The 22,744-nt window shown below is 61.7% G+C and carries 18 protein-coding genes and 1 pseudogene; 17 read left to right on the top strand and 2 right to left on the bottom strand.

The window, feature by feature from the left end; genetic code table 11:
* Positions 1-37 precede the first annotated feature (37 nt).
* From CQ14_RS21815 to CQ14_RS21800, 4 genes are all read left to right on the top strand, one after another.
* On the top strand, positions 38-1,609 hold the full coding sequence (locus CQ14_RS21815) for an ABC transporter ATP-binding protein (RefSeq protein WP_156435263.1): 1,572 nt from the start codon (positions 38-40) through the stop codon (positions 1,607-1,609).
* Positions 1,593-2,684 carry an ABC transporter permease gene (locus CQ14_RS21810; RefSeq protein ID WP_057859892.1) on the top strand — a complete coding sequence of 364 codons (1,092 nt, stop codon included), beginning with the start codon at positions 1,593-1,595 and terminating at the stop codon, positions 2,682-2,684. Before CQ14_RS21815 ends, CQ14_RS21810 begins: the two co-directional genes overlap by 17 nt.
* Complete coding sequence (locus CQ14_RS21805) at positions 2,671-3,588, top strand: ABC transporter permease (RefSeq protein ID WP_057859891.1); 918 nt, start codon at positions 2,671-2,673, stop codon at positions 3,586-3,588. Before CQ14_RS21810 ends, CQ14_RS21805 begins: the two co-directional genes overlap by 14 nt.
* An 85-nt stretch (positions 3,589-3,673) precedes the next feature.
* The gene (locus CQ14_RS21800) at positions 3,674-4,750 is read left to right on the top strand and encodes a BMP family ABC transporter substrate-binding protein (protein ID WP_057859890.1); all 1,077 of its coding nucleotides are present in this window, start codon (positions 3,674-3,676) and stop codon (positions 4,748-4,750) included.
* A gap of 54 nt (positions 4,751-4,804) precedes the next feature.
* Here CQ14_RS21800 and CQ14_RS21795 read toward each other — a convergent pair whose 3' ends face one another.
* The gene (locus CQ14_RS21795) at positions 4,805-6,154 is read right to left on the bottom strand and encodes an 8-oxoguanine deaminase (RefSeq protein ID WP_057859889.1); all 1,350 of its coding nucleotides are present in this window, start codon (positions 6,152-6,154) and stop codon (positions 4,805-4,807) included.
* Between the two features lie 115 nt (positions 6,155-6,269).
* On the opposite strand from CQ14_RS21795, the gene CQ14_RS21790 reads away from it, so the two are divergent.
* The 13 genes from CQ14_RS21790 (at position 6,270) to CQ14_RS21735 (ending at position 22,454) form a co-directional block, all read left to right on the top strand.
* Positions 6,270-7,091: an FAD binding domain-containing protein gene (locus CQ14_RS21790; RefSeq protein ID WP_057859888.1), complete on the top strand. Its 822-nt coding sequence runs from the start codon at positions 6,270-6,272 to the stop codon at positions 7,089-7,091.
* Between the two features lie 2 nt (positions 7,092-7,093).
* Entirely contained in the window at positions 7,094-9,814 is a 2,721-nt protein-coding gene (locus CQ14_RS21785) for a molybdopterin-dependent oxidoreductase (RefSeq protein WP_057859887.1), read from the top strand.
* Positions 9,815-10,685: 871 nt separating this feature from the next.
* Positions 10,686-11,801 carry an efflux RND transporter periplasmic adaptor subunit gene (locus CQ14_RS21780; RefSeq protein WP_430650201.1) on the top strand — a complete coding sequence of 372 codons (1,116 nt, stop codon included), beginning with the start codon at positions 10,686-10,688 and terminating at the stop codon, positions 11,799-11,801.
* Positions 11,798-14,881, top strand: a complete 3,084-nt coding sequence (locus CQ14_RS21775; RefSeq protein ID WP_057859886.1) for an efflux RND transporter permease subunit — start codon at positions 11,798-11,800, stop codon at positions 14,879-14,881. The genes CQ14_RS21780 and CQ14_RS21775 overlap by 4 nt, the downstream gene beginning before the upstream one ends.
* Before the next feature lie 30 nt (positions 14,882-14,911).
* Positions 14,912-15,430, top strand: a complete 519-nt coding sequence (locus CQ14_RS21770) for a Na+/H+ antiporter subunit E (protein WP_057859885.1) — start codon at positions 14,912-14,914, stop codon at positions 15,428-15,430.
* The gene (locus CQ14_RS21765; RefSeq protein ID WP_057859884.1) at positions 15,423-15,683 is read left to right on the top strand and encodes a monovalent cation/H+ antiporter complex subunit F; all 261 of its coding nucleotides are present in this window, start codon (positions 15,423-15,425) and stop codon (positions 15,681-15,683) included. Before CQ14_RS21770 ends, CQ14_RS21765 begins: the two co-directional genes overlap by 8 nt.
* Positions 15,684-15,687: 4 nt before the next feature.
* Positions 15,688-15,930: a Na(+)/H(+) antiporter subunit B gene (locus tag CQ14_RS21760; protein WP_057859883.1), complete on the top strand. Its 243-nt coding sequence runs from the start codon at positions 15,688-15,690 to the stop codon at positions 15,928-15,930.
* Complete coding sequence (gene mnhG, locus CQ14_RS21755; RefSeq protein WP_057859882.1) at positions 15,927-16,265, top strand: monovalent cation/H(+) antiporter subunit G; 339 nt, start codon at positions 15,927-15,929, stop codon at positions 16,263-16,265. Before CQ14_RS21760 ends, mnhG begins: the two co-directional genes overlap by 4 nt.
* A complete protein-coding gene (gene mbhE / locus CQ14_RS21750) occupies positions 16,262-16,963 on the top strand; it encodes a hydrogen gas-evolving membrane-bound hydrogenase subunit E (RefSeq protein ID WP_057859881.1) in 702 nt (233 codons plus the stop codon). The genes mnhG and mbhE overlap by 4 nt, the downstream gene beginning before the upstream one ends.
* 26 nt (positions 16,964-16,989) lie before the next feature.
* Complete coding sequence (locus CQ14_RS21745) at positions 16,990-17,349, top strand: sodium:proton antiporter (protein ID WP_057859880.1); 360 nt, start codon at positions 16,990-16,992, stop codon at positions 17,347-17,349.
* A complete protein-coding gene (locus tag CQ14_RS21740) occupies positions 17,343-20,444 on the top strand; it encodes a proton-conducting transporter transmembrane domain-containing protein (RefSeq protein WP_057859879.1) in 3,102 nt (1,033 codons plus the stop codon). The genes CQ14_RS21745 and CQ14_RS21740 overlap by 7 nt, the downstream gene beginning before the upstream one ends.
* Before the next feature lie 296 nt (positions 20,445-20,740).
* Complete coding sequence (locus CQ14_RS43810; protein ID WP_156435261.1) at positions 20,741-20,989, top strand: hypothetical protein; 249 nt, start codon at positions 20,741-20,743, stop codon at positions 20,987-20,989.
* Positions 20,990-21,014: 25 nt separating this feature from the next.
* Complete coding sequence (locus tag CQ14_RS21735) at positions 21,015-22,454, top strand: FAD-binding oxidoreductase (RefSeq protein WP_057859878.1); 1,440 nt, start codon at positions 21,015-21,017, stop codon at positions 22,452-22,454.
* 147 nt (positions 22,455-22,601) lie between these two features.
* Here CQ14_RS21735 and CQ14_RS46580 read toward each other — a convergent pair.
* A pseudogene (locus CQ14_RS46580) lies at positions 22,602-22,724 on the bottom strand (alanine dehydrogenase); the annotation flags it as partial.
* Positions 22,725-22,744 lie beyond the last annotated feature (20 nt).

Genomic DNA, 22,744 nt, shown 5'->3' with positions numbered 1-22,744 from the left:
TATTGATGCATTATTTCCTCAAGACGCGTGACCGCGCATGTCAGATTCCATGCTCTTCGGCCCGAAGTCCGGCGCCGCGCCGCTGCTTCAGACGGTTGGCTTGACCAAACGCTACGGCGCTTTCCTCGCCAACGATTGCATCGACATCGAGATCTGGCCACGCCAGATCCACGCCCTGCTCGGCGAGAATGGCGCCGGCAAGTCGACGCTGGTCAAGGCGATCTACGGTTTGATTCAGCCGAGCGAAGGCGAGATGCGCTGGCAGGGCGAGAAGATGGTGCTGTCCGGACCGTCGGACGCCCGCGCGCGCGGCATCGGCATGGTCTTCCAGCATTTCTCGCTGTTCGACAATCTCACCGTCGCGGAGAACGTGGCGCTGGGCCTCGACGGCCAGCAATCGTTCAAGGACATCTCGGCGCGACTTGAAGAAGTGTCCAATGTTTACGGGCTTCCGCTCGACCCGCGCCGCGACGTCTGGCAGCTGTCGGTCGGCGAGCGGCAGCGCATCGAGATCGTGCGCGCGCTCATGCAGGATCCGAAGTTCCTGATCCTCGACGAGCCGACAGCCGTGCTGACGCCGCAGGAAGCCGATCAACTCTTCATCGTGCTCGAACGGCTGAAGGCCGAGGGCCGCGCGATCCTCTACATCAGCCACAAGCTGGAGGAGGTGAAGAGGCTCTGCGACATCGCCACGATCCTGCGTGGCGGCAAGAAAGTCTCGGCCTGCAATCCGAGAGCGGAGACCGCCGCCTCGCTGGCGCGAATGATGGTTGGCACCGAGATCAGGGAGGTGAAGGCCGCTGCCGGACGCCAGACCACCGTGCCGCGGCTTGTCGTCAACGACCTCAGCCTTGAGCCCGACGATCCCCACGGAGTCCATCTCAAGCATATTTCGCTGGAGCTCAAGGGCGGCGAAATCCTGGGCATCGCCGGCGTGGCCGGCAACGGACAAGACGAGCTTTTCGCCGCCCTTTCCGGTGAGCGGCTGGCGCAGGATCCGGGCACGGTGGTGATCGATGGCACGGCCGCCGGCCACCTTTCAATCACCCAGCGCCGCAGGCTTGGCGCCGCCTTTGTGCCTGAAGAACGGCTCGGCCACGGCACCGCGCCGCGCATGAAACTGTCCGAAAACGCGCTGCTGACCGGCCACGCCGCAAGCGGCATGGTGCATCGGGGCTTCATCAAGCTCGCGGCGATGCTATCGACCGTCGACCGCGCCACCAAGGCCTTTGATGTCCGCAAGGCCAAGCGCGATCCGGAAGCCGCCAGCCTGTCCGGCGGCAATTTGCAAAAGTTCATCGTCGGTCGCGAAATCCTCCGCAACCCCGCGGTGCTCGTCGTGAGCCAGCCGACCTGGGGTGTCGATGCCGGAGCCGCGACCGTCATCCGCCAGGCCCTGCTCGATCTCGCCGCCAGGGGTGCAGCTGTGTTGGTAACCAGCCAGGACCTCGACGAGCTGGCCGAAATCACCGACCGGATCGCGGTCATGTTCCATGGCCGATTGTCGGCGCCGCTGCCGACCGCGCAAGCGACGCGTGAGCAACTGGGCCTGTTGATGGGCGGCAGCGCATTGGAAGAGAAGGAAGCGCCTCATGCAGTTAGTGCTTGAAAAGCGCGCCGAGCGATCCAACACGATCGCGCTGGTTTCGCCACTGATCGCGATCGGCCTCACCATCGCGACCATGAGCGTGCTGTTTGCGATCCTCGGCAAGAACCCGATTGTCGCGCTGGGCGTCTATTTCATTGATCCCCTCGCCGACAGCTATTCGCTGCAGGAGATCGCCGTGAAGGCAACACCCCTGGTGATGATCGCGATCGGGCTGTCGTTCTGCTATCTGGCGAATGCGTGGAATATCGGTGCCGAAGGGCAGTTCCTGATCGGCGCCGTCGCCGGAAGCTGGCTCGCAGTCAAAACCCACGGCACCGACGCCGGCCTCTGGGTGTTGCCGGCAATGCTGCTGCTCGGCGCGATCGGCGGCGCGCTCTATGCCCTGATCCCGGCGATCTGCAAGGTCAGGTTCGGCGCCAGTGAAATCCTCACCAGCCTGATGCTGGTCTACGTCGCCGACCTCTTACTCGACTATCTCGTGCGCGGTCCCTGGCGCGATCCAAAAGGCTTCAATTTCCCGACCACGGCGGAATTCGATCCGGTCGCAACCGTGCCGATCCTGATCGAAGGCGGGCGGCTGCATCTCGGCGCCGTCATCACCCTGCTCGTGGTCGTTGCCGGCGCAGTGTTGCTCGGAAAGACCATCATGGGATTTGAAATCCGCGTCGTCGGCGCAGCCCCGCGCGCCGCGCGTTTCGGCGGCTTCAATTCCAATCGGCTCATCCTTCTGACATTTGCGATATCGGGCGCGCTGGCCGGGATGGCTGGTATCATCGAGGTCGCAGGTCCGATCGGGCACCTCCAGCCCGGCATCTCGCCCGGCTACGGCTTCACCGCCATCATCGTCGCCTTCCTCGGCCGGTTGAACCCGGCTGGAATATTAATTGCAGGACTTTTCCTCGCACTCACCTTTATCGGCGGCGAGCAGGCGCAGATCGCGATGAAAATCCCCCTGGACGTCACAAAGGTCTTTCAGGGCATTTTGCTGTTCTACGTGCTCGCCTGCGACAGCCTGATCCTCTACCGCTTCCGGCTCGTTTCCTCCTCGCCAAAGGTGTCCCGTGGGGTTGCTTGAGGCCATCATCCTCGCCGTGCTGGCGGCCTCCACGCCCCTGCTGCTGGCGGCGACGGGGGAGCTGGTGACCGAGCGTGCCGGCGTCCTCAATCTCGGCGTCGAGGGCATGATGATCGTCGGCGCCGCCTGTGGCTTCGCTGGTGCCTGGCTGACAGGCTCCGTCATCGTCGGCGCCATCTGCGGGATGCTGGCGGGCGTAGTGCTGTCGCTGGTCTTTGCACTGATGACGCTCGCCCTCGCGGTCAACCAGGTTGCTGCCGGCCTTGCCCTGACCATCCTGGGGACTGGCGTGTCCGGCCTGATCGGCTCCCGCTTCGTCGGCGAAAAAATCACCACGGCGCCAAAACTCTACATTCCCGGATTGACCGACATTCCCTTCGCCGGTCGCATCCTGTTTGGACAGGATGCGTTCGTCTACCTGTCGCTGGCGCTCATCATCGGCGCTTCCTGGTTTCTCTACAGGACCCGCGGCGGGCTGATCCTGCGGGCGGTCGGCGACAACCATGCCTCGGCCCACGCGCTCGGCTATCCCGTGCTGCGCATCCGCATGTTCGCCGTGATGTTCGGCGGCGCCTGCGCCGGGCTCGCCGGTGCCTATCTGCCGCTGGCGTATACGCCGTTCTTCATTCCCGGCATGACCGCCGGCCGCGGCTGGATCGCGCTGGCGCTGGTCGTGTTCTCGTCATGGCTGCCCGGACGCCTCGTGATCGGCGCGTATCTGTTCGGCGCGGTGACGATCCTGCAACTGCACGCACAGGGCGCGGGCTTGGGCATTCCCTCTCAATTCATGACGGCCCTGCCCTATCTGGCGACCGTGATCGTGCTGGTGCTGATCTCGCGTGCGAGAACCGGCGGCTCGACCGCGCCGGCCGCATTGGGAACGGTGTTCGTGCCGGATCGATGAGTCCGAAAGTGATGTACCCTTGGCGTGCGCGACGGGGCGCCGCGCTGCGGGAGAGACAGTCGCCCGTCAGTGTCAGGAGAGCGCAATGAGAAAGATCCTTCTTGCCGCGGCCGCAGCGGTGGTGGCAGCCAGCGTGAGCTTTGGCGCATCCGCCGCCGACAAGCTCAAGGTTGGTTTCATCTATCTCGGCCCGGTCGGCGATCTCGGCTGGACCTACCAGCACGACCTCGGGCGTCTCGCCATGCTGAAGGAGTTCGGCGACAAGGTCGAGACGACCTATCTGGAGAACGTCAGCGAGGGCCCTGACTCCGAGCGCTCGATCGAGCAACTCGCCCGCGCCGGCAACAAGCTGATCTTCACGACCTCGTTCGGCTACATGGAGCCGACGCTGAAGGTCGCCAGGAAATATCCCAACGTGCATTTCGAGCACGCCACCGGCTACAAGCGCGACAAGAACGTCTCGACCTATTCCGGCAGGTTTTATGAAGGCCGCCACATTCAGGGCCTGATCGCCGGCAAGATGTCCAAGACCGGCGTGCTCGGCTATATCGCCTCGTTCCCGATCCCAGAGGTCATTTCCGGCATCAACGCCACGATGCTGGCGGCGCAAACCATCAATCCGAACATCAAAGTCAAGATCATCTGGGTCAATACCTGGTTCGACCCCGGCAAGGAAGCGGACGCCGCCAAGGCGCTGATCGACCAGGGCGCGGACATCATCATGCAGCACACCGACAGCCCCGCGGCGATGCAGGTCGCCGCCGAGCGCGGCAAGCTGGCGTTCGGCCAGGATTCCGAAATGATCAAGTTCGGGCCAAAGGCGCAGCTCACCTCGATCATGAACAATTGGGGCCCCTACTACATCGCCCGCGTCAAGGCGGAGCTCGAGGGCACCTGGAAGTCGGAAGACCAATGGGCCGGTCTCAAGGAGAAGATGCTCGTGATGGCGCCCTACCTCAACATGCCCGACGACGTGAAGAAGATGGCGGAAGAGGCCGAGGCGGCGATCAAGGAAGGCAAGCTGTTGCCGTTCAAATGTCCGATCACGGCCCAGGACGGCAAGGAAGTCGAATGCAAGGCCGGCACCCATCTCGACGACGGCCAGGTGCTCGGCATGAACTTTTACGTAAAGGGCATCGACGACAAGATTCCGGGCAAGTAAGCCGGATCGAACGAAGGCGGTCCGGGCGGAAACGCCCGGGCCGTTTTCGTTGGCTTATCCCGCGTGCATGGCGCGCGTGGCGGCGCTGTGGCGCCGGATCAGATCTGATACGTCGAGCCCGGGAATCGCCCCATCGACGACGGCCCATTTTCCGGCGATCATGACCCGATCGGCGCGATGCGCGCCGCATAGCACCAGCGCGGCCAGGGGATCGCCATGGCCGGAAAAGCGCAATTCGTCGAGCTTGAACAGCGCCAGATCGGCAGCCTTCCCGGCCGCGATTTCACCGAGTTCCGGCCGGCCGACGCAGGCAGCCGAGCCTTTCGTCGCCCAGCGCAGCGCATCCTTGTGGCTGACGCGGGCGACGCCATAGCGCGCCCGCTGCAGCAGGAACGCCGCGCGTACTTCCTGCATCAGGTTGGATTGGTCGTTGGAGGCCGAACCATCGACGCCAAGCCCGATTTTCACGCCCGCGTCTTCCATTTCGCAAACGGGGCAGCAGCCGGAGCCAAGAATCTGGTTGCTGCAGGCGCAATGGCTGATCGCCGTCCTTGCCTTGCCGAGGCGCTTCATTTCGTCCGCGTTGAAGAAGATGCCGTGCGCAAGCCAGGTCCGCGCATTGAGCCAGCCGCAATCCTCGAGATAATCGAGCGGCCGGCAATGATGCATCTGTTCGCAAAAACGGTTCTCGTCCTCGGTCTCGGCGAGATGGGTGTGCAAGCGAACGTCAAGCTTTTCCGCAAGCTCAGCGGTTGCGCGCATCAGCGAGGTCGTCACCGAAAACGGCGAACATGGCGCGAGCGCGATCTGAACCATGGCCTCCTCGCCGCGCTGATGGTGCTTTGCAACCACGCGCTCGCTGTCGGCAAGGATCGTGTCCTCATCCTGCACCACGCTGTCTGGCGGTAGCCCGCCGTCCTTCTGCGAGCGGTTCATCGAACCGCGCGTCAACAGCACCCGAAGGCCAAGCCGGCTTGCGGCAGCAACCTCAATATCGACGGCCTCTTCAAGGCCGGTTGGAAACACATAGTGATGGTCGGTTGTCATCGTGCAGCCGGACAGCAGGAGTTCCGACATCGCCACGGTGACGCCGAGATCAAGCGCCTCCGGCGTCAGCCGCGCCCACACGGGATAGAGCGCCTGCAGCCAGGGAAACAACTCGCGGTCCAGCGCTGCCGGCAGCGCCCGCGTCAGCGTCTGGTAGAAATGGTGATGCGTATTGATCAGCCCCGGCAGCACAACATGCGCGCCGGCATCGAAGGCGATCACGTCAGCCGTGGCAGGCTGCATGCCTTTTCCCACCAGTTCGACGATCTTGCCGCCCTTGACCACGACGCCGCGCTCGGCGCCATCGGCAAGAATGGCAAGGGGATCCCTGATCCAGATCGCTTGCGTTGGGTCCATATCCTGCTGTCTCCTCGTCCGCCTGCCCTGCAATTGCCGGAACCGCTGACAATTGGCGCTTGTCTTGCAAGACTTCATAGTGCGAGATGGGGCCTGTTGAAAGCGTAGCGCATCCATGGACTTGAACACCATCGGCGAGGTTGTTCACCCTGCGAGCCGGACCGATCTGCCGGTTTGGACGGCAGGCGATGCTTGGCTCGCGGGCGGGACTTGGCTGTTCTCGGAACCACAGGACCATTTGAAGCGGCTGATCGATCTCACCGACCTGAAATGGCCGGCGCTGACTGTCAGCGAAACCGGGCTTTCGATCGCGGCGACCTGCACCGTCGCTCAACTCGACGCACTTTCCTGCCCGCCAGACTGGATTGCAGCGCCTCTTATCGGCCAGTGCTGCCGCGCGTTCCTTGCATCCTTCAAGATCTGGAAGACTGCGACCGTTGGCGGCAACATCTGCATGTCGCTGCCGGCCGGTCCGATGATCTCCTTGACGTCGGCGCTCGATGGCGTCGCCACCATTTGGCAGGCCGATGGCAGCGAGCGGAGAATTTCCGTCGCCGATTTCGTCACCGGCAGCCAGCAAAATGTGCTCTCGAATGGCGATCTCTTGCGGCAGATCGATATTCCGCTTGCCGCGCTGAGGCGGCGTTCGGCGTTCCGGCAGATCTCGCTGACACCGGTCGGGCGGTCCGCGGCGCTCCTGATCGGCAGCGTCGCCGCGGACGGTACATTTGCATTGACGGTGACGGCTTCGACAGCGCGACCGATGCAATTGCCCTTCACCAGTATCCCGCAAGCGGCCGAGCTTCGTGCCACGATCCTGCATCGCGTCCCCGACGAGCTTTATCATACCGACGTGCATGGCAGCCCGATATGGCGCAAGCACATGACGCTGCGGCTGGCGGAGGAAATCCGCGGCGAATTGCAGAGCGCGGCCTAGAGATGGCGTTCCAGATCAACGGAAAAGCGTTTTCAGAACAACCGCGCGCCGGGCAATGCCTGCGCACCTTCCTGCGCGAGCTCGGCCATTTCGGCGTCAAGAAGGGTTGCGATGCCGGCGACTGCGGCGCCTGCACGGTGCTGCTCGATGGCGAGCCCGTGCATAGCTGCCTGATCCCCGCCTTCCGCGCGGAGGGCCACAGCGTCACCACCATCGAGGGATTTGCGCCCGTTGGCGGTCTCCATCCGCTGCAGCAGGCCTTTCTCGACGCGCAGGGGTTTCAGTGCGGATTCTGTACCGCGGGCATGATCCTGACCTGCGCGTCGCTGAATCAGGCGCAGCGCCAGGAACTTGGCGTTGCCTTGAAGGGAAACATCTGCCGCTGCACCGGCTATCGCTCGATCGAGGACGCGCTCGACGGAAACAGCAATATCGAGGAGGCTGCTGCCGGCTCGGCCTTTGGCAAGAGCTTACCCGCTCCAGCCGGGCCTCAAGTGGTGCGCGGCACGGCGCGCTACACGTTCGACACGACAATCGAAGGCCTGCTGCACGTCAAGATGCTGCGCTCGCCGCATCCGCACGCACGGATCATCTCGATCGACACGCGTGCCGCGCTGAAAATTGCCGGCGTGCATGCGGTGCTGACCCATGAGGATGCGCCGGACCAGCTGTTCTCGACCGCGCGCCACGAGCACGACTGGATGGATCCGAACGACACCCGCGTGCTCGACAATATCGTCCGCTTCATCGGGCAGAAGGTCGCGGCCGTCATCGCCGAGAGCGAAGCCATTGCGGAAGAAGGGTGCCGTCGCATCAAGGTAGAATACGAGATTTTGCCCGCTGCGACCGATCCTGTGAAGGCAATTGCCGAGGGCGCGCCGGTGATCCACGGCGACAAGACGCCTGAACATCGCGTGGCCAATGGCCAGCGCAACATCGTCGCGGAAATCCATGGCGAATATGGCGACGTCGCGTCCGCACTTGCGGCATCCGCCGTGACCTACGAAGGCAGCTTCACCACCCAGCGGGTCCAGCATGCCGCGCTGGAGACGCATGGCGGCCTCGCCTGGGTCGACCCCGATGGCGTGCTGAATGTGCGCTCCTCGACGCAGGTGCCGTTCCTGACCCGCCGCACGCTGGCTGATCTGTTCGATCTCCCGTCCGACAAGGTGCGCGTGTTCTGCGAGCGTGTCGGCGGCGGGTTTGGCGGCAAGCAGGAAATGTTCGTCGAGGATATTCTGGCGCTCGCCGCATTAAAGACCGGCCGCCCCGTCAAGTTCGAGCTGACGCGCGAAGAACAATTCATCGCGACCTCGACACGGCATCCGATGCGCGTCACTGTCAAGGCGGGCGCTGACAAAGACGGCAAGCTCACCGCGCTGCAGCTCGACGTGCTCTCCAACACCGGCGCCTATGGCAACCATGCCGGCCCGGTGCTGTTCCACGCCCTCGCCGAATCTCTCGGCGTCTACAATTGCCCGAACAAGAAGGTCGACGGGATCGCCGCCTATACCAACACGGTGCCGGCGGGCGCCTTCCGCGGCTACGGCCTGCCCCAGTCCCTGATCGCGGTGGAAGCCGCCATCGACGAGCTGGCCAAGCAGCTCGGCATCAGCCCGTTCGAGATGCGCCGGCGCAATATCGTCAGGCCCGGCGATCCCATGCTGTCACCGCCGGACTCCGGCTACCGTGACGTGATCTACGGCTCCTACGGGCTCGACCAGTGCCTCGACCTGGTCGAGCGCGCGTTGTTGGCCGACACCGCAAAGCCGGCCCTTGCTGCGGACTGGCTAGTCGGCGAAGGCATCGCGCTGACCATGATCGATACGGTGCCGCCGGCCGGACACCTCGCCGACTGCTCCATCGCGTTGCGCGATGACGGCGGCTTTGACCTCACCGTCGGCACCGCCGAGTTCGGCAACGGCACCAGCACCGTGCACCGTCAGGTCGCCGCGTCAGCGCTTGCGACCACCGTCGACCGCATCTGCCTCAGACAATCCGACACCGCCCACGGCGGCCACGACACCGGGGCCTATGGCAGCGCGGGGATATTTGTGGCCGGCCGGGCGACGCAGGCGGCGGCGGAAACGCTTGCGGCGTTGCTCAGGGCATTTGCGGCCGAAGTGGCAAGCGTCGATGCCACCTCATGCATTCTGGAGAATGAAGGCGTGCTTGCCGGCGGCAAGCGCCTGTCATTTGACGAACTCGCCATCGCGGCAACCGCCAGGGGAAGGACACTCGCGGCCAGCGGCAACTCGCAAGGCACGCCGCGATCCGTCGCCTTCAACGTCCAGGGTTTCCGCGTGGCCGTGAACAAGAGCACCGGCGAGATCAGGATCCTCAAGAGCGTACAGGCCGCCGATGCCGGCCGCCTTGCCAACCCCATGCAGTGCCGCGGCCAGATCGAAGGCGGTGTTGCGCAATCGCTCGGCGCGGCGCTCTATGAGGAGATGGTGATCGACGACGATGGCCGCGTGGTGAACGCAAGATTTCGCGACTATCATCTGCCGTGCTTTGCCGACGTGCCGCGCACCGAGGTGCTGTTCGCCGAAACTTCGGATTCACTGGGGCCGATGGGTGCAAAATCGATGAGCGAGAGCCCCTATAACCCGGTTGCCGCGGCCATGGGGAACGCGCTTGCCGACGCCACCGGCATCCGCTTCACCGAGACCCCGTTCAAGCCCGACAGGCTGTTTCCAGCGCTACTTGCAAAGTTTGGATAAGACTCGCGTCCGGACGCGGTGCAGTCCGGGCGACGCAAGGCATCGTCCGGCTCGCGAAATGCTCTTCACCCAAAGCCGATTTCAGACTCCAGATCGTCCGCTTTGCTCGCGCTGATATCCTATTCTACGACAAGCATCGGATTGACCTGTAGCAATTGATCTGCGCGCTGTACCTCATGGCGTGAAGATACAGAAACAAAGGAAAGCGCACCGAAATCAAAGCTCGGTTCCCGGTCGACTTTCAGATCAAGACGTTGCAAGCGCTTGATTTCGCAATGGTGGGCGCACCAGGGCTCGAACCTGGGACCCGCTGATTAACAGACAGCCACGGGTTAAGAACAATTCAATAACTTGCCGGTCGCACCCCCAGGGCTTATCCGGCCGAAAATGGGCATTCGTCGCGCGTTCATAGTACTGCGTTGTACCGCCTGTTATCCGAGCGCTCGGACGCGGAGAAAGAAGCCGTACCGCGGAACCAAAATCCGCTTGATTGTTCAACGATTTCAACGCGCGTTGGAAGAAACGCTACAAAATGCCGCCCTGCCCCGCGAGATCGTCGCTATCGTGGCACGATCGGCTATAGCGGGTTGTCGTCCCCAGCGTGACGCTCGTCGTCACGCACCGGCCAAACTCGCCTGGCTCTCCGCGGGAGTACTTATCGTCGATCATCTCGGCACGCCGGAAACGAACGCAATTGTTCACCCGCGGAAATTCACGTCCGCGATCTTGGCCATTATGGCCTAGTCCAGCCCACAGGGTTTTACACCAAGGCCAGTCCCAATATCTCTCTTGATCTAAATCAACGGACTCCCGTCGATGACGATCAACGAATGGCAAGAAGAGCCAGGTCAGGCAAAAAAGGGTGTAAGCCATGGCCGCATGTGCTTCCCATTTGATGAGAACTCGTCGCCTGCGGCAGGCCGGTCTGATTTTTCTGATCGCTCCGACGCTGCTTACAGCCTGTCAACGAGAGACAGAAACAGCGGCTCCAGCTACCCGTCCGGTTCGAACCGTAACCGTTGAAAAGAGTAAAGCAGGAACGCAACTCACGTTCACCGGCAGAATTGAAGCCGAGGACGAGGTATCGCTTTCGTTCCGCATTGGGGGTCGGCTTCTCGAGAGCAACGGCAAGCTCGGAGATCGAGTGGAGCGTGGTCAGGTTATCGCGCGCCTGGAACCACAGAACGAGATGAACGGCCTGCGGCAGGCGCAGGCTGCTCTCGCGGCCGCCCAGGGGCAATTGGTCCAGGCCCGCAATCAATTCGAACGTCAGCAGACCCTCTTCGGGCAGGGCTGGACCACCAACGTCAACTTCGATCAGGCAAAACAGGCCCATCAAACAGCTCAATCGCAGGTCGACGCGGCCGAGGCCCAACTCAAGATCGCGCATGATCTGGTGGGCTTCACCGAGCTCAAGGCTGACGCTCCGGGGGTGTTGACGGCAACCGGTCCCGCGGCGGGTGAAGTCGTCCAAGCTGGACAAAGCATAGTCAGGGTTGCCCGCAAGGATGGCCGCGATGCCATCTTCGACATTCCCGCGCAGGTCCTCCGAACGGCGCCGAGCGATCCTGAAATCAGTGTAAGTCTGACCGACGATCCCACGGTGACCGCCCGAGGCCGTATCCGCGAAGTTGCCCCCCAGGCCAATCCGGCAACACGAACCTTCGAAGTCAAGGTTGGCCTGACGGATCCTCCACCCGCCATGCGTCTTGGCGCAACCGTCACCGGGCGCTTGGAAACGGAGGCGGTCCCGATTATTGAAATCCCGGCGACGGCGTTGACGAGAGTAAATCAACAGCCCGCCGTGTGGGTCGTCGATCCCTCAAAAAACACCGTATCGTTGCGAAACGTCGACGTGCTGCGCTTCAATCAGGCGCTGGTGGCAGTTTCCCAGGGAATCGACATCGGGGAAATCGTCGTCACAGCAGGCGTGCAGGCCCTGCACCCCGGCCAGACGATTCGCATACTCGGATCGGGGCCGTCATGAGGTTCAATCTCTCAGAATGGGCGCTGAATCACCGCTCGTTCGTTGCTTACCTCATGATCATTGCCGTCATTGCCGGCGTTGTATCCTATTTCCGTCTTGGGCGCAGCGAGGATCCCGCCTTTATCATCAAGACCATGGTTGTTCAGGCCGCGTGGCCCGGAGCAACCATCGAGGATACGCTCAAGCAAGTGACAGAGCGACTTGAGCGCAGACTGCAAGAAACGCCGCATCTCGACTTCCTGCGCAGCTATACCAAGGCAGGCATCACGACGATTTTCGTCAACTTGAAGGGCAGCGCAAACGCGAAGCAAGTCGCCGACACCTGGTACCAAGTTCGCAAGAACATCGGCGATATCAGACATACGCTGCCAACAGGCATCGTTGGGCCCGGCTTCAACGACGATTTCGGCGCGACGTTCGGGATCATCTACGGTTTCACCAGCGACGGGTTCACCCATCGCGAACTTCGCGATTACGTCGAAGATATCCGCTCGAAGCTGCTTCTTGTTCGTGACGTCTCGGAGATCGAACTGCTGGGGGCTCAGGACGAACGGATCTATGTCGAGTTCTCGACGAAAGAACTCGCCGGCCTAGGTATCGACCGCTCGGCGCTCATCGCCGCGCTCCAGGCCCAAAACGTTGTACGTCCGGCGGGCACCATCCAAACCCGCGACGAGAGTCTGTCGCTGCAGGTTTCAGGCGCGTTTCGGACGGAGCGGGACGTCGCCGACGTCAACTTCATCGCGGACGGACGGACGCTGCGCCTGAGCGATATCGCGCAAGTGCGGCGCGGTTTTTCCGATCCTCCCCAGCCCATGTTCCGCGTAAACGGCGAGCCGGCGATCGGGCTTGCCATCGCGATGCGGGAGGGCGGAGATATTCTTGCCCTCGGCAGCAACATCAAGCGGACGATGGACCAGATCACGGCCGACCTGCCGATCGGAATCCAGCCAATCCTGGTGGCCGATCAGGCCGTCACGGTTGATGGCGCGATCTCCGAATTTATGACCTCGTTGTTGCAGGCGATTGCCATCATTCTCGTGATCAGCTTCATCAGTCTGGGCGTCCGCCCGGGGCTGATCATCGCGCTTTCCATTCCCTTGACGCTCGCCATCGTGTTTCCGATCATGCAGATGGCCAGCATCGACATGCAGCGGATATCGCTCGGCGCCCTCATCATCGCGCTGGCACTGCTGGTCGATGATGCTATGACCACCACCGACGCCACCCTCAACCGCCTGGCCGCGGGCGATGACAAGATTGAAGCCGCGACGTTCGCGTTCCGGACCTATGCGTTCGCCATGCTCGCAGGAACGCTGGTAACCATCGCCGGATTTGTTCCCGTCGGCTTTGCGGCCAGCTCCGCCGGGGAGTACACATTCTCGCTGTTTGCCGTCGTTAGCATCGCACTGCTCGTGTCTTGGTTTGTGGCGGTCGTCTTCGCGCCGTTGCTGGGCGTCCTCATTCTGAAACCGCCCCGTACCTCGCAAACCGCGACTCCCGGCAGAATTCTCTCTTGGTATCAAAACTTCCTGACCGCGGCCATGCGGGCAAAATGGGTGACTATTCTTCTCACCCTGGCTCTCTTCGGTCTGTCCTATCTCGCCCTGCCGCTCATTCCCCGCCAATTCTTTCCGTCGTCCGATCGTCCGGAGCTTCTGGTCGATATCAGCCTGCCGCAGAACTCGTCGATCTACGCCAGCGAAACCGCCGCGAAGCGTTTCGATGCGGCCCTGAAGGGCAATGAGGATATAGCGCGCTGGAGTACCTATGTGGGACGCGGCGCCATTCGCTTCTATCTGCCGCTCAATGTCCAGTTGGCGAACGACTTTTTCACACAGGTGGTGATCGTTGCGAAGGATGTCGCGGCGCGCGAGCGTCTTCGCGTCAAGCTTGAGAAATTCTTGGCCAATGAATTCCCGGGCGCGATTTCCCGGATCTCTCCGCTCGAACTCGGCCCGCCGGTTGGCTGGCCCGTGCAGTATCGCGTAAGCGGCCCCGACATTGATCAGGTGCGCGAAATCGCACTCAAGCTTGCCCAGATCGTCGCAACCAACCCGCAAGCCGAGCAGGTCAATTTTGACTGGATGGGACCGGCGCGTCAGCTGCGCATCCATGTTGACCAGGACGAGGCGCGATTGCTGGGCTTGAGCTCGCAGGCGGTGGCAGGTGTCCTGAACACCGTGATTTCAGGCACGCCCGTCACCCAGGTCCGCGACGATATCTATCTTGTCGACGTTCGCGTACGCGCGACCGACGAACAGCGCGTCTCGCTTTCAACTCTGAGCACCCTGCAGGTGCCGCTTCCGAACGGGCGAACGGTCCCGCTGAACCAGTTCGCAACGTTCGAATACAAGCAGGAATATCCATTGGTTTGGCGGCGCGACCGTGTGCCCACGCTGACCGTGCAAGCCGATGTGGCGCGGGGAGCGCTTCCGGAAACCGTGATCAACGCGCTGGCGCCTACGGTCGACAAGCTGGCAGCAACCCTTCCCCGCGCTTATCGCGTCGTCGTGGGCGGGACTGTTGAAGAAAGCAAATATTCGCAAGCTTCCGTGATGGCCGTCGTTCCGGTCATGCTGTTGCTGATGTTTACAATCCTCATGGCCCAGCTGCAAAGCTTTCAGCGGTTGTTCCTGGTCCTCAGCGTCGCGCCTCTCGGCTTGATCGGCGTTGCCGTGGCGCTTCTCGTGTCCCGCAGGCCGCTCGGCTTCGTCGCAATTCTTGGCATTCTGGCATTGATCGGCATGATTACCAAGAATGCCGTGATCTTGATTGGCCAAATCGACGCCGAACGCGCGCAGGGGAAGGACGTGTGGTCTGCCGCCGTCAATGCCAGCAGCTCCCGCTTCCGCCCGATCATGCTGACCGCCGTATCGACCGTCCTCGGCATGATCCCGATCGCTCCAACGGTGTTCTGGGGACCAATGGCGTTCGCGATCATGGGAGGATTGCTGGTCGCGACGATTCTTACGCTTATCTTCCTTCCTACCTTGTACGTAGCCTGGTTCAAGGGAACCGAGAAATCAGCCGATCCGCAGAAGCCGGCGAGATTCGGCATTCCGACGACCAACTCGTAACACTGGATCTGACAGCCGGGGTCTCTGACAATGGCGCCAAATCAGTCCGCAGTGAAACGGCCTAGCGGCTTCCTTTGGCTATCGGTGCTTCTCATCTTTATCTGGTTCGCGGCGAACTCGTCATTCGCCGCTAGCGTGCTCGCGACCGGCGCAATCATTTCCGTCGTTCTGGCCTACATGTTCACGCGCAAGCCGGGCGTATGGCGAGACGTGCGCTTGTCCCCGGGGCGCCTCTATCATTTCGTTCTCTACACATGTGTCTTTCTCGTCGAGCTGGTTCGCGCGAACATCAACATGATGCGCTACGTCTATGCGCCACGCATCAAAATCAACCCCGGCATCGTTAGGATTAGAACGAGACTCGAAACTCCGGTTGGGCGTCTTGCACTTGCCAGCTCGATCGCGCTGACGCCCGGATCACTCGTTATCGACATCGATGGCGACAGCCTCTTCGTTCATTGGCTCGACGTCAAAACAACAGACACGGACGAAGCAACCCGTGCCATTGCCGGCGCATTCGAAGAACACCTGAGGAAGACCTTTGGCTGACGCAACCCTTACCGCCGCGGCGATTCTGATCTTTCTCGGGGTCGCGTTTGGCGTGTTGCGTCTGGTTCTCGGACAGACCACGATTGACCGCGTTGCGGCAATCGACATGTTGACCGTCGTTTCGATTTCGCTCATTGCGCTTTACGCGCATGTGGCCGGCCGCTCGATCTATCTGGACGTCGCTCTGGTTTACGGTGTTCTGAGCTTCCTGGCTGTCCTGGCGATTGCACGCTATCTCGAGCGAGGTCTTTGACAACATGCTTGATCTCTTCGTTTACCTGTTGTGCGGCAGCATTCTTGTCAGCGGCATTCTGGCAGTGTGCCTGGACAGCACCCTGGCCGCGGCGGTCAGCGGAGGACTTGCGAGCCTGTTCGCAGCGGTTTGCTACGTCCTGCTGGGCGCGCCGGATGTCGCAATGACGGAGGCGTCGATCGGCTCCGGCTTGTCGGTGGTCATTTTCCTTTATGCGATCCGCAGGACAACAGAGAGAGCACAATGACGGATTTGATCGGAAGCGTTCTAGTCCTGCTTGGCGCAATCTTCCACTTTTCGGCAGGGCTTGGCATGTTGCGCATGCCCGATGTGTATACCCGCATGCAGGCGGGCACGAAGGCCTCCACGCTCGGCAACACCCTGGTGCTCGCGGGCCTGGCTATCCACCACCCGGGATGGAGCCTCAAGCTCCTGATCATCGTCTACTTCGTGCTGATGACGAATCCCGTCTCCTCGCATGCGCTGGCCCGAGCCGCGCACAGCATCCGGATTCCGATGGCTGGTGATACCGGTATAGATGTGCTGCGTGACGGGCGGCAGGAAGCAGGAGGCGGCACATGATCCGGCGCCACTCTATCATCGTCGCCATTGTTTCACTCGGGCTTGTCTTTGCAAGCCTTGTCATCGGCTACACCGAACAGCAAGCGGCGCGGCCCCTGGCGGAAAGCTACATCAGGCTCGTGCCGCAGGAGTTAGGCGCGCCGAATGTCATTACCGGCATATTGCTGACCTACCGCGCGTTTGACACTCTCGGAGAGATCGCCGTTCTGTTCATGGTGGCGGCGAGCGTCGGCCTCGTGCTCGGCAGGGAAGGCCCGCCGCGCGGCGTACCCTCCGAGGATCGCCCTGGCGAGGCCCGGCCATCGTCGGAGATCGTGCAGACTGGCACGCAGATCCTCGTTCCGCTCATTTCCATCTTCGCGGCCTATATCATCATGAACGGGCACCTGACCGCAGGCGGCGGCTTCCAGGGCGGCGCCGTCATTGCGTCCGGCATTCTGCTTGTGCTGCTTGCCTACCCGCAATACCAGCCCAATCTCGAATTCCTTGGCATCACGGAGTCGGTGGCCGGCGCATTGTTCGTGTTGGCGGGCATCGCGGGGTTGATCGTTGCGGATGGCTTTCTGGACAATCGAATCCTCCCACTTGGGCAATTCGGTGCGTTCTTCAGCGCCGGCGCCATTCCGGTCCTATCGGCGCTTCTGGGCATCAAGGTTGGCTGCGAGCTAAGCGTCATTCTCGAGAGGTTCCGGCCCTAACCCGATCATACGAAGGGACCCGTCCGATGATTTCGAGGATCGTTCTGACAACGGGCCTCCTCCTCGTCCTGATCGGACTTTGGGGCATGCTCACACACCGCAACATCCTGCGGATCATCATCGGGTTCTCGTTGATGGGAACCGGCACCCATATCGTCATCGTCGCGATCGGATACGTGGCGAACGGCACAGCGCCGATCATCGACCGCGCGCTGAGTGTGTCGGAAGCGATTTCACGCGCCGTCGACCCGGTACCGTCTGCACTCGCCGTCACCGCTATCGTGATTGGCATGGCCGTGACCGCGGTCATGCTGGCCTATGCAATACGGCTCTATGAGTCCAAGAAAACACTATCAATCGACGCCTTCACGGAGTCGAAATGGTAGAGAGCCTGCTGCACCCACTCAACATTTTCATTGTGGGCCTGGCTGGCGGCTTCCTGATTCCACTCTTCTATCGTCTTGGCAAATCCTGGACAGCCGCCGCCTTTGTCCTCGCGCTCGCGGCGATGACGGTGATCTCCGGTTACGGGCTATTCGTCCTTTTGAATGGCACCGCTCCCATTGAGATCCTGACGGGTGGCGCTAAGCCGCCTTATGCGATCAATCTGCGCATGGGGCTTGCCGAAAGTATCTTCGCCTTCAGCGTCAATCTCGTCGCGCTTTTCGGCGCCGCCTATGTCGTGCGCGAAAGGTACGGAACGCTGCTGCTCTACCTGCTGCTGGTCATGGGCATCCAGGGCATGGTGATGACCCGCGATCTCTTCAATCTGTTCGTGTTCCTGGAGATCGTCTCGATCGCGACCTATGGGTTGCTCGGCCTGCGGGACACGCCTGCGTCTTTGTCGGCGACATTCAAGTTCCTCATGGCGACAGTCCTGGCGTCGACCTTCTTCCTGATCGGCACCTTGCTGCTCTATGCCGTCACTGGCATCCTGAACATCGACGAACTGATCGCAAAGCGCGCCTCGATCACGGGTCCGATCGGCTTCGCCGCACTCATCTTCCTGCTGGCGTGCCTGCTGCTGGAGCTGAAGCCCTTCCCCGCGAATGGATGGGGCCTCGACGTCTATGAGACGGCGCGCTGTGACGTTGCCGCGATGATCTCGGGCGGTGTTTCGGCGGGCGTCTTCTTCGCCCTTCTCAAGTTGCTGCCCCTGTTCGAGGACCAGTTGGAACTTATCGCTGGCCTTGGGGCGATGACATTCGTCTTCTCGAACCTCATCGGCCTCCAACAGACGAACGCGCAGCGTCTTCTCGGCTATTCTTCGATCGGCCAGGTGGGCCTGCTGACGATCGCCGTGCCCCTGCTCTACCGGCTCAACGCCGACAATGCGATGTTCCTGGTGGTCGGCGGGCTGTTCATCAATCACCTGTTCGCCAAAGTCGGGCTTTTCTGGTTGGCCGGTTACGTCGGCAGGGAACGCCTGCAAGATTGGGCGGTCCTCGCCAGACGCCCGGGAGCGATCCTAACGTTCGGCATACTGATCGTCGCGATATCAGGATTGCCGCCATTCCCGGGATTCTGGGCGAAATGGCAACTCGTCATGTCTCTGGCCGTCGGCGATCTCCACGTCTGGATCGCCATCGTGTTGGTAGGCTCGCTGCTGGAAGCGGCCTATATGTTCCGCTGGTTTAGCCTGGCCCTAAACTCTCCAGCCGAGGCGGACGGAGTGCCGGCTGATTTATTTCCAATCTTCGGAATGGCTCTTCTTCTTGTGATCAGCGGATACATCGCCGGCAAACTTGCCGGCCTTGCCGCACTGTGGGCGTACATGCCGCTTGCTGCGGGACTCGTACTGCACATGCTCGCTCGGCTGCCGAGCCGCATGCAATGTCTGATCGTGCTCGTTCTGGTGACCGTTGGTGGCAGCCAGCTCATTCTCGAGTTGTCCGGCATAAGTTTGCTGTTTGCGATGCTCCTTCTCGCTGGCGGCCTTGTTGTGTCGATCGCCTGCCTCGCCCGCACGGACCACCGTTCGGGTTTTTATCCGCTGCTTGCCGTCATGCTGCTGTCGCTGCCGGCGCTGCCGCGCGCCACGACCAGCCTCGAATTCATTTTCGTCTGGGAGCTGATCACACTGTCCTCCTATTTCCTGATCCTGCGCAGGACCGAGGCCGCGGCCCACGCGCTACAATATTTGCTGTTCTCGCTGGCCGCGGCCTTCTTCCTGCTGTGCGCATTCGCTGTGCTGCACACGCAGACCGGCAGCGTGTCGCTATCGGCGCTGCGCGCAGCGGGCCCGGACAGCGCGCCCGTCTTTGTGCTGTTGGCCATCGGCCTGCTGATCAAGGCCGGCGCCATCGGGGTCCACGTCTGGCTACCGGGTGCCTATGCGGAAGCCGATGACGACGTATCCGCCCTGCTCTCGGCCGTCATTAGCAAGGTGTCGATTTACGGACTGCTGGTCGGGACCTACGTCGCGATCCGCTCCGACGTGAGCCTGAATCTGGCACTTGTCGTGGGCTGGATCGGCATGCTGACCACGCTGGCCGGCGCCATGCTTGCCGCGCGCCAGGACGATCTGAAGCGCATGCTCGCCTATTCCAGCATGAGCCAGCTCGGCTACATCGTGGCGGCGATCGCACTGATGAGCCATCTCGGCTGGGTTACGGCGCTCTACCTCGCTGCCAATCATCTCCTGGTGAAGGGCATCCTGTTCCTGGTCGCAGCCGCGATCATCTTGCGAACGGGGAAGCGCTCGATCGTCGAACTCGGCGGTCTTGCCGGTGTCATGCCCGTCACATTCACAACGGCTGCGATCGCGATTGTCGCGATGTCCGGTCTGCCGCCGCTCGCCGGCTTCGGCGGCAAATGGCTGCTGCTGAGCGCAATGATGGAGAAGGGCTGGTACGGTCCCGCGCTGATGACTCTGCTGGCGACCTTTGTCGGCTTTATATACATGGCACGCTTCATCCAGGCGATCTTTCTCGGACCTCGGAGAGCTACGCATGACGCCCTGACGGAGGCGCCGATTCCCCTGCTGACACCGCAGATCCTGCTGATCGCCGGTATTTTCCTGATGTCATTCTTCCCGAAACTGCTGATCACCCCGCTCTCCAACGCGATCGATCCGCAATTCGCATCGACGTTGGTATGGCAGGGCATGTCGCTGGAGATGATCTACGGCTACTGGAATCCGGTGCCTGTCATGGCGCTCGCCGTGATCGCATCTACGATATTGTTCGGATTGTTCTGGCTGCTGCAACAAAGCGGCTGGTGGGCAACCATCGCAAATGTCGAGATCGGTGGCACGCGACCAAGCCTCTACAAAGGCTTCAGGGCTGTCTTCACAACACTGACGCCTCCATGGGCCGGCGCGCTCTGGGGCGGACTGACCGAGGCCACCACGACCTCCGCTGAGAGGATCCGGATCCTCTACACGGGCAACGGCCAGACCTATAACCTTTACATTTTGTATTACTTTCTTGCTCTGTATGCGGCCGCAGGCGTTCGCCATTTGTGGGTGGCGGTCAACTAAACTAGAGCGTGCGCCCTAAGAGAACTCCGTCAACGCGTCGCACGATCACAAAAAGCGTCGCACGAGACCCGTTTTGTTCTCCGCAGGCTTCTCTCTAACTTATTGAAGAAGAATANTCGCGATGGTGGGCGCACCAGGGCTCGAACCTGGGACCCGCTGATTAAGAGGCGTATGATTTCCCAGTAAAATCAATGGCTATTCCGACAAACGTGTCTCCAAACCTGCTTTGAAACCCCAACAGGTTTTTCCCTTGTCGGAATGGCCCGGTAGCAAACTCTCGGCGGAAGCGCTCCTGTTTGGATGAGTTTCTGGAGTTGTTGGGGGGCGAGTCACTGGTCCGCCACATCGCTAAATCCACTATTTCGGAAGCGCTGCTTTCCTATCAGCCCGCCTGCAACTCGTCGACCACTTCTCGGAAGTTTGACCTCGCGGTGAAAATGCTCGGTGCAGCGGCGCAAACAGCTGGCAATCGCGGCATTTCGGCATTGGCATCTTCGAAACCGCTACCGAACGGCAAGCAATGCCGCGCAAACCCGCAAAGATGACCCGATGCCAATCGGGAGCTGAAGCATGTCCCAATCAGTACACGTTCGGGCCTTTCGCAACCTTCTTGGCGACGGAGGCGTCGTTGACGACCCGGAGCGGATCGCCACCTACACAACGGACCAACGCCAGCTCTTCACGGGGTCGACGTTTGCCGTGCTGAAGCCGGCGACGACGGAGCAGGTCGCCGACATGCTGCGGCTGGCGGCGCATCATCGTATCGGGATCGTTCCGCAGGGCGGCAACACCAGCTACTGCGGCGGTGCGACGCCGGACGATTCCGGACGGCAGATCATCGTAAGCCTCGAGCGAATGGACAAAATCCGCGAGCTCGATCCCATCGCCATGAGCATCTCTGTTGACGCCGGCGCCATCCTGAAGAATGTGCAGGAAGCCGCGGCGGCCGTTGGACTTCTGTTTCCGCTCAGTCTCGGCGCGGAAGGCAGTTGCCGGATCGGCGGTAACATCGGAACGAACGCTGGCGGACTGTCCGTCGTCAGGTACGGGATGACGCGCGATCTGTTGCTCGGAATCGAGGCGGTGCTGTCGGACGGCACGGTGGTCTCCGACATGCGCAAGCTGCGGAAGAACAATACCGGCTACGACATCAAGCAGTGCTTCGTCGGAAGCGAGGGAACTCTCGGCATAGTCACCGGCGCGGTGTTGCGTCTCGTGCCCTTGCCGACCCGCCGCGCGACTGCCTGGCTGAAGCTCGCGAGTGGCGCGCCGCTCGCCGAGCTTCTCTCCCTGGTCCGTCGCGAATCCGCGGACCTGCTGACCACGTTCGAATTCATGACGGCCCGATCGATCGCGCTCGCGACCGAAGCGATGACCGGCCCACCCTCGGTCCGGGCCGGCTCGGGAGGCGCCGTACTCGTCGAGTTCGCCTCTTCCTCACGCCACCTCGATCTCGAAGATCTGATGGAAGCCGTTCTGGCCGAGGCGATCGAGACCGGATGGATCGAGGACGCGTTCCTGGCGCAGAGCGGATCGCAGCGGACCGCGATGTGGCGGCTCCGCGAGGCCATCCCCGAGGGGGAGAAGCGCCGGAATGGATCGGTCAAGCACGACATTTCCGTACCGATTTCCTGCATTCAGCGCTTTCTGGATTTAGCAGACACACAGGTACGGTCCTATGATACCGATCTTGAGCTGTCGGTCTATGGACACGTCGGCGACGGCAACCTGCACTACAACGTGCTCGTTCCTCCGGCCGTCGACCGGATGGAGTTCACCAAGCGGATCGAAAGCAGCCTGTCGCTGAAACTCTACGACACGGCCGCGGCGCTCGGCGGCACGTTCAGCGCGGAGCACGGCGTCGGCCGGTTCAAGAAGCACCTTCTGGAGCGGTACGGCGATGTCGGCCGCATCGCCGCGATGCGCCGTATCAAGACCGCGTTTGATCCAGCGGATATCATGAACGCCGACGCGATCGTTTGCCCCTTGGTAGAGAAGTCTGCCCGTTGAACCATCGGCCGGCGAGCTGGCCAAACGGTGCATCTTCGGCTGACACACCTCGATCAGCCAAATCGTCTTGCCCATGAAGAAAGAGCCACTCCGAAGGAGTGGCTCGAGTTGGGGAGGAAACGCCCTTTAGGGGCTGCCAAGTCGCGATCAGGCCGCGACCTGTTCGAACGGTGAGCATGGCAGGCCGAGACTCTCGGCCACTGGCCTTGAAGTTAGCCGTCCGCGATGGACATTAAGTCCCGCATGCAGATGGCGATCTTCGAGCACAGCTCCGAATCCTTTGCTCGCCA

This window comes from Bradyrhizobium lablabi (assembly GCF_001440475.1).
GTDB classification, from domain to species: domain Bacteria; phylum Pseudomonadota; class Alphaproteobacteria; order Rhizobiales; family Xanthobacteraceae; genus Bradyrhizobium; species Bradyrhizobium lablabi.
This window is presented reverse-complemented; position numbering and strand designations above follow the sequence as displayed.

Excerpts from the sequence above, each read along its gene's own strand:
- CQ14_RS21745 (WP_057859880.1), top strand. The coding sequence starts at position 16,990 with ATGATTTCGAGGATCGTTCTGACAACGGGCCTCCTCCTCGTCCTGATC.
- CQ14_RS21815 (WP_156435263.1), top strand. The coding sequence starts at position 38 with ATGTCAGATTCCATGCTCTTCGGCCCGAAGTCCGGCGCCGCGCCGCTG.
- mbhE (WP_057859881.1), top strand. The coding sequence starts at position 16,262 with ATGATCCGGCGCCACTCTATCATCGTCGCCATTGTTTCACTCGGGCTT.
- CQ14_RS21780 (WP_430650201.1), top strand. The coding sequence starts at position 10,686 with ATGGCCGCATGTGCTTCCCATTTGATGAGAACTCGTCGCCTGCGGCAG.
- CQ14_RS21740 (WP_057859879.1), top strand. The coding sequence starts at position 17,343 with ATGGTAGAGAGCCTGCTGCACCCACTCAACATTTTCATTGTGGGCCTG.
- CQ14_RS21785 (WP_057859887.1), top strand. The coding sequence starts at position 7,094 with ATGGCGTTCCAGATCAACGGAAAAGCGTTTTCAGAACAACCGCGCGCC.
- CQ14_RS21770 (WP_057859885.1), top strand. The coding sequence starts at position 14,912 with ATGGCGCCAAATCAGTCCGCAGTGAAACGGCCTAGCGGCTTCCTTTGG.
- CQ14_RS21800 (WP_057859890.1), top strand. The coding sequence starts at position 3,674 with ATGAGAAAGATCCTTCTTGCCGCGGCCGCAGCGGTGGTGGCAGCCAGC.
- CQ14_RS21810 (WP_057859892.1), top strand. The coding sequence starts at position 1,593 with ATGCAGTTAGTGCTTGAAAAGCGCGCCGAGCGATCCAACACGATCGCG.
- CQ14_RS21775 (WP_057859886.1), top strand. The coding sequence starts at position 11,798 with ATGAGGTTCAATCTCTCAGAATGGGCGCTGAATCACCGCTCGTTCGTT.
- CQ14_RS21790 (WP_057859888.1), top strand. The coding sequence starts at position 6,270 with ATGGACTTGAACACCATCGGCGAGGTTGTTCACCCTGCGAGCCGGACC.
- CQ14_RS21760 (WP_057859883.1), top strand. The coding sequence starts at position 15,688 with ATGCTTGATCTCTTCGTTTACCTGTTGTGCGGCAGCATTCTTGTCAGC.
- CQ14_RS21735 (WP_057859878.1), top strand. The coding sequence starts at position 21,015 with ATGTCCCAATCAGTACACGTTCGGGCCTTTCGCAACCTTCTTGGCGAC.
- CQ14_RS21795 (WP_057859889.1), bottom strand. The coding sequence starts at position 6,154 with ATGGACCCAACGCAAGCGATCTGGATCAGGGATCCCCTTGCCATTCTT.
- mnhG (WP_057859882.1), top strand. The coding sequence starts at position 15,927 with ATGACGGATTTGATCGGAAGCGTTCTAGTCCTGCTTGGCGCAATCTTC.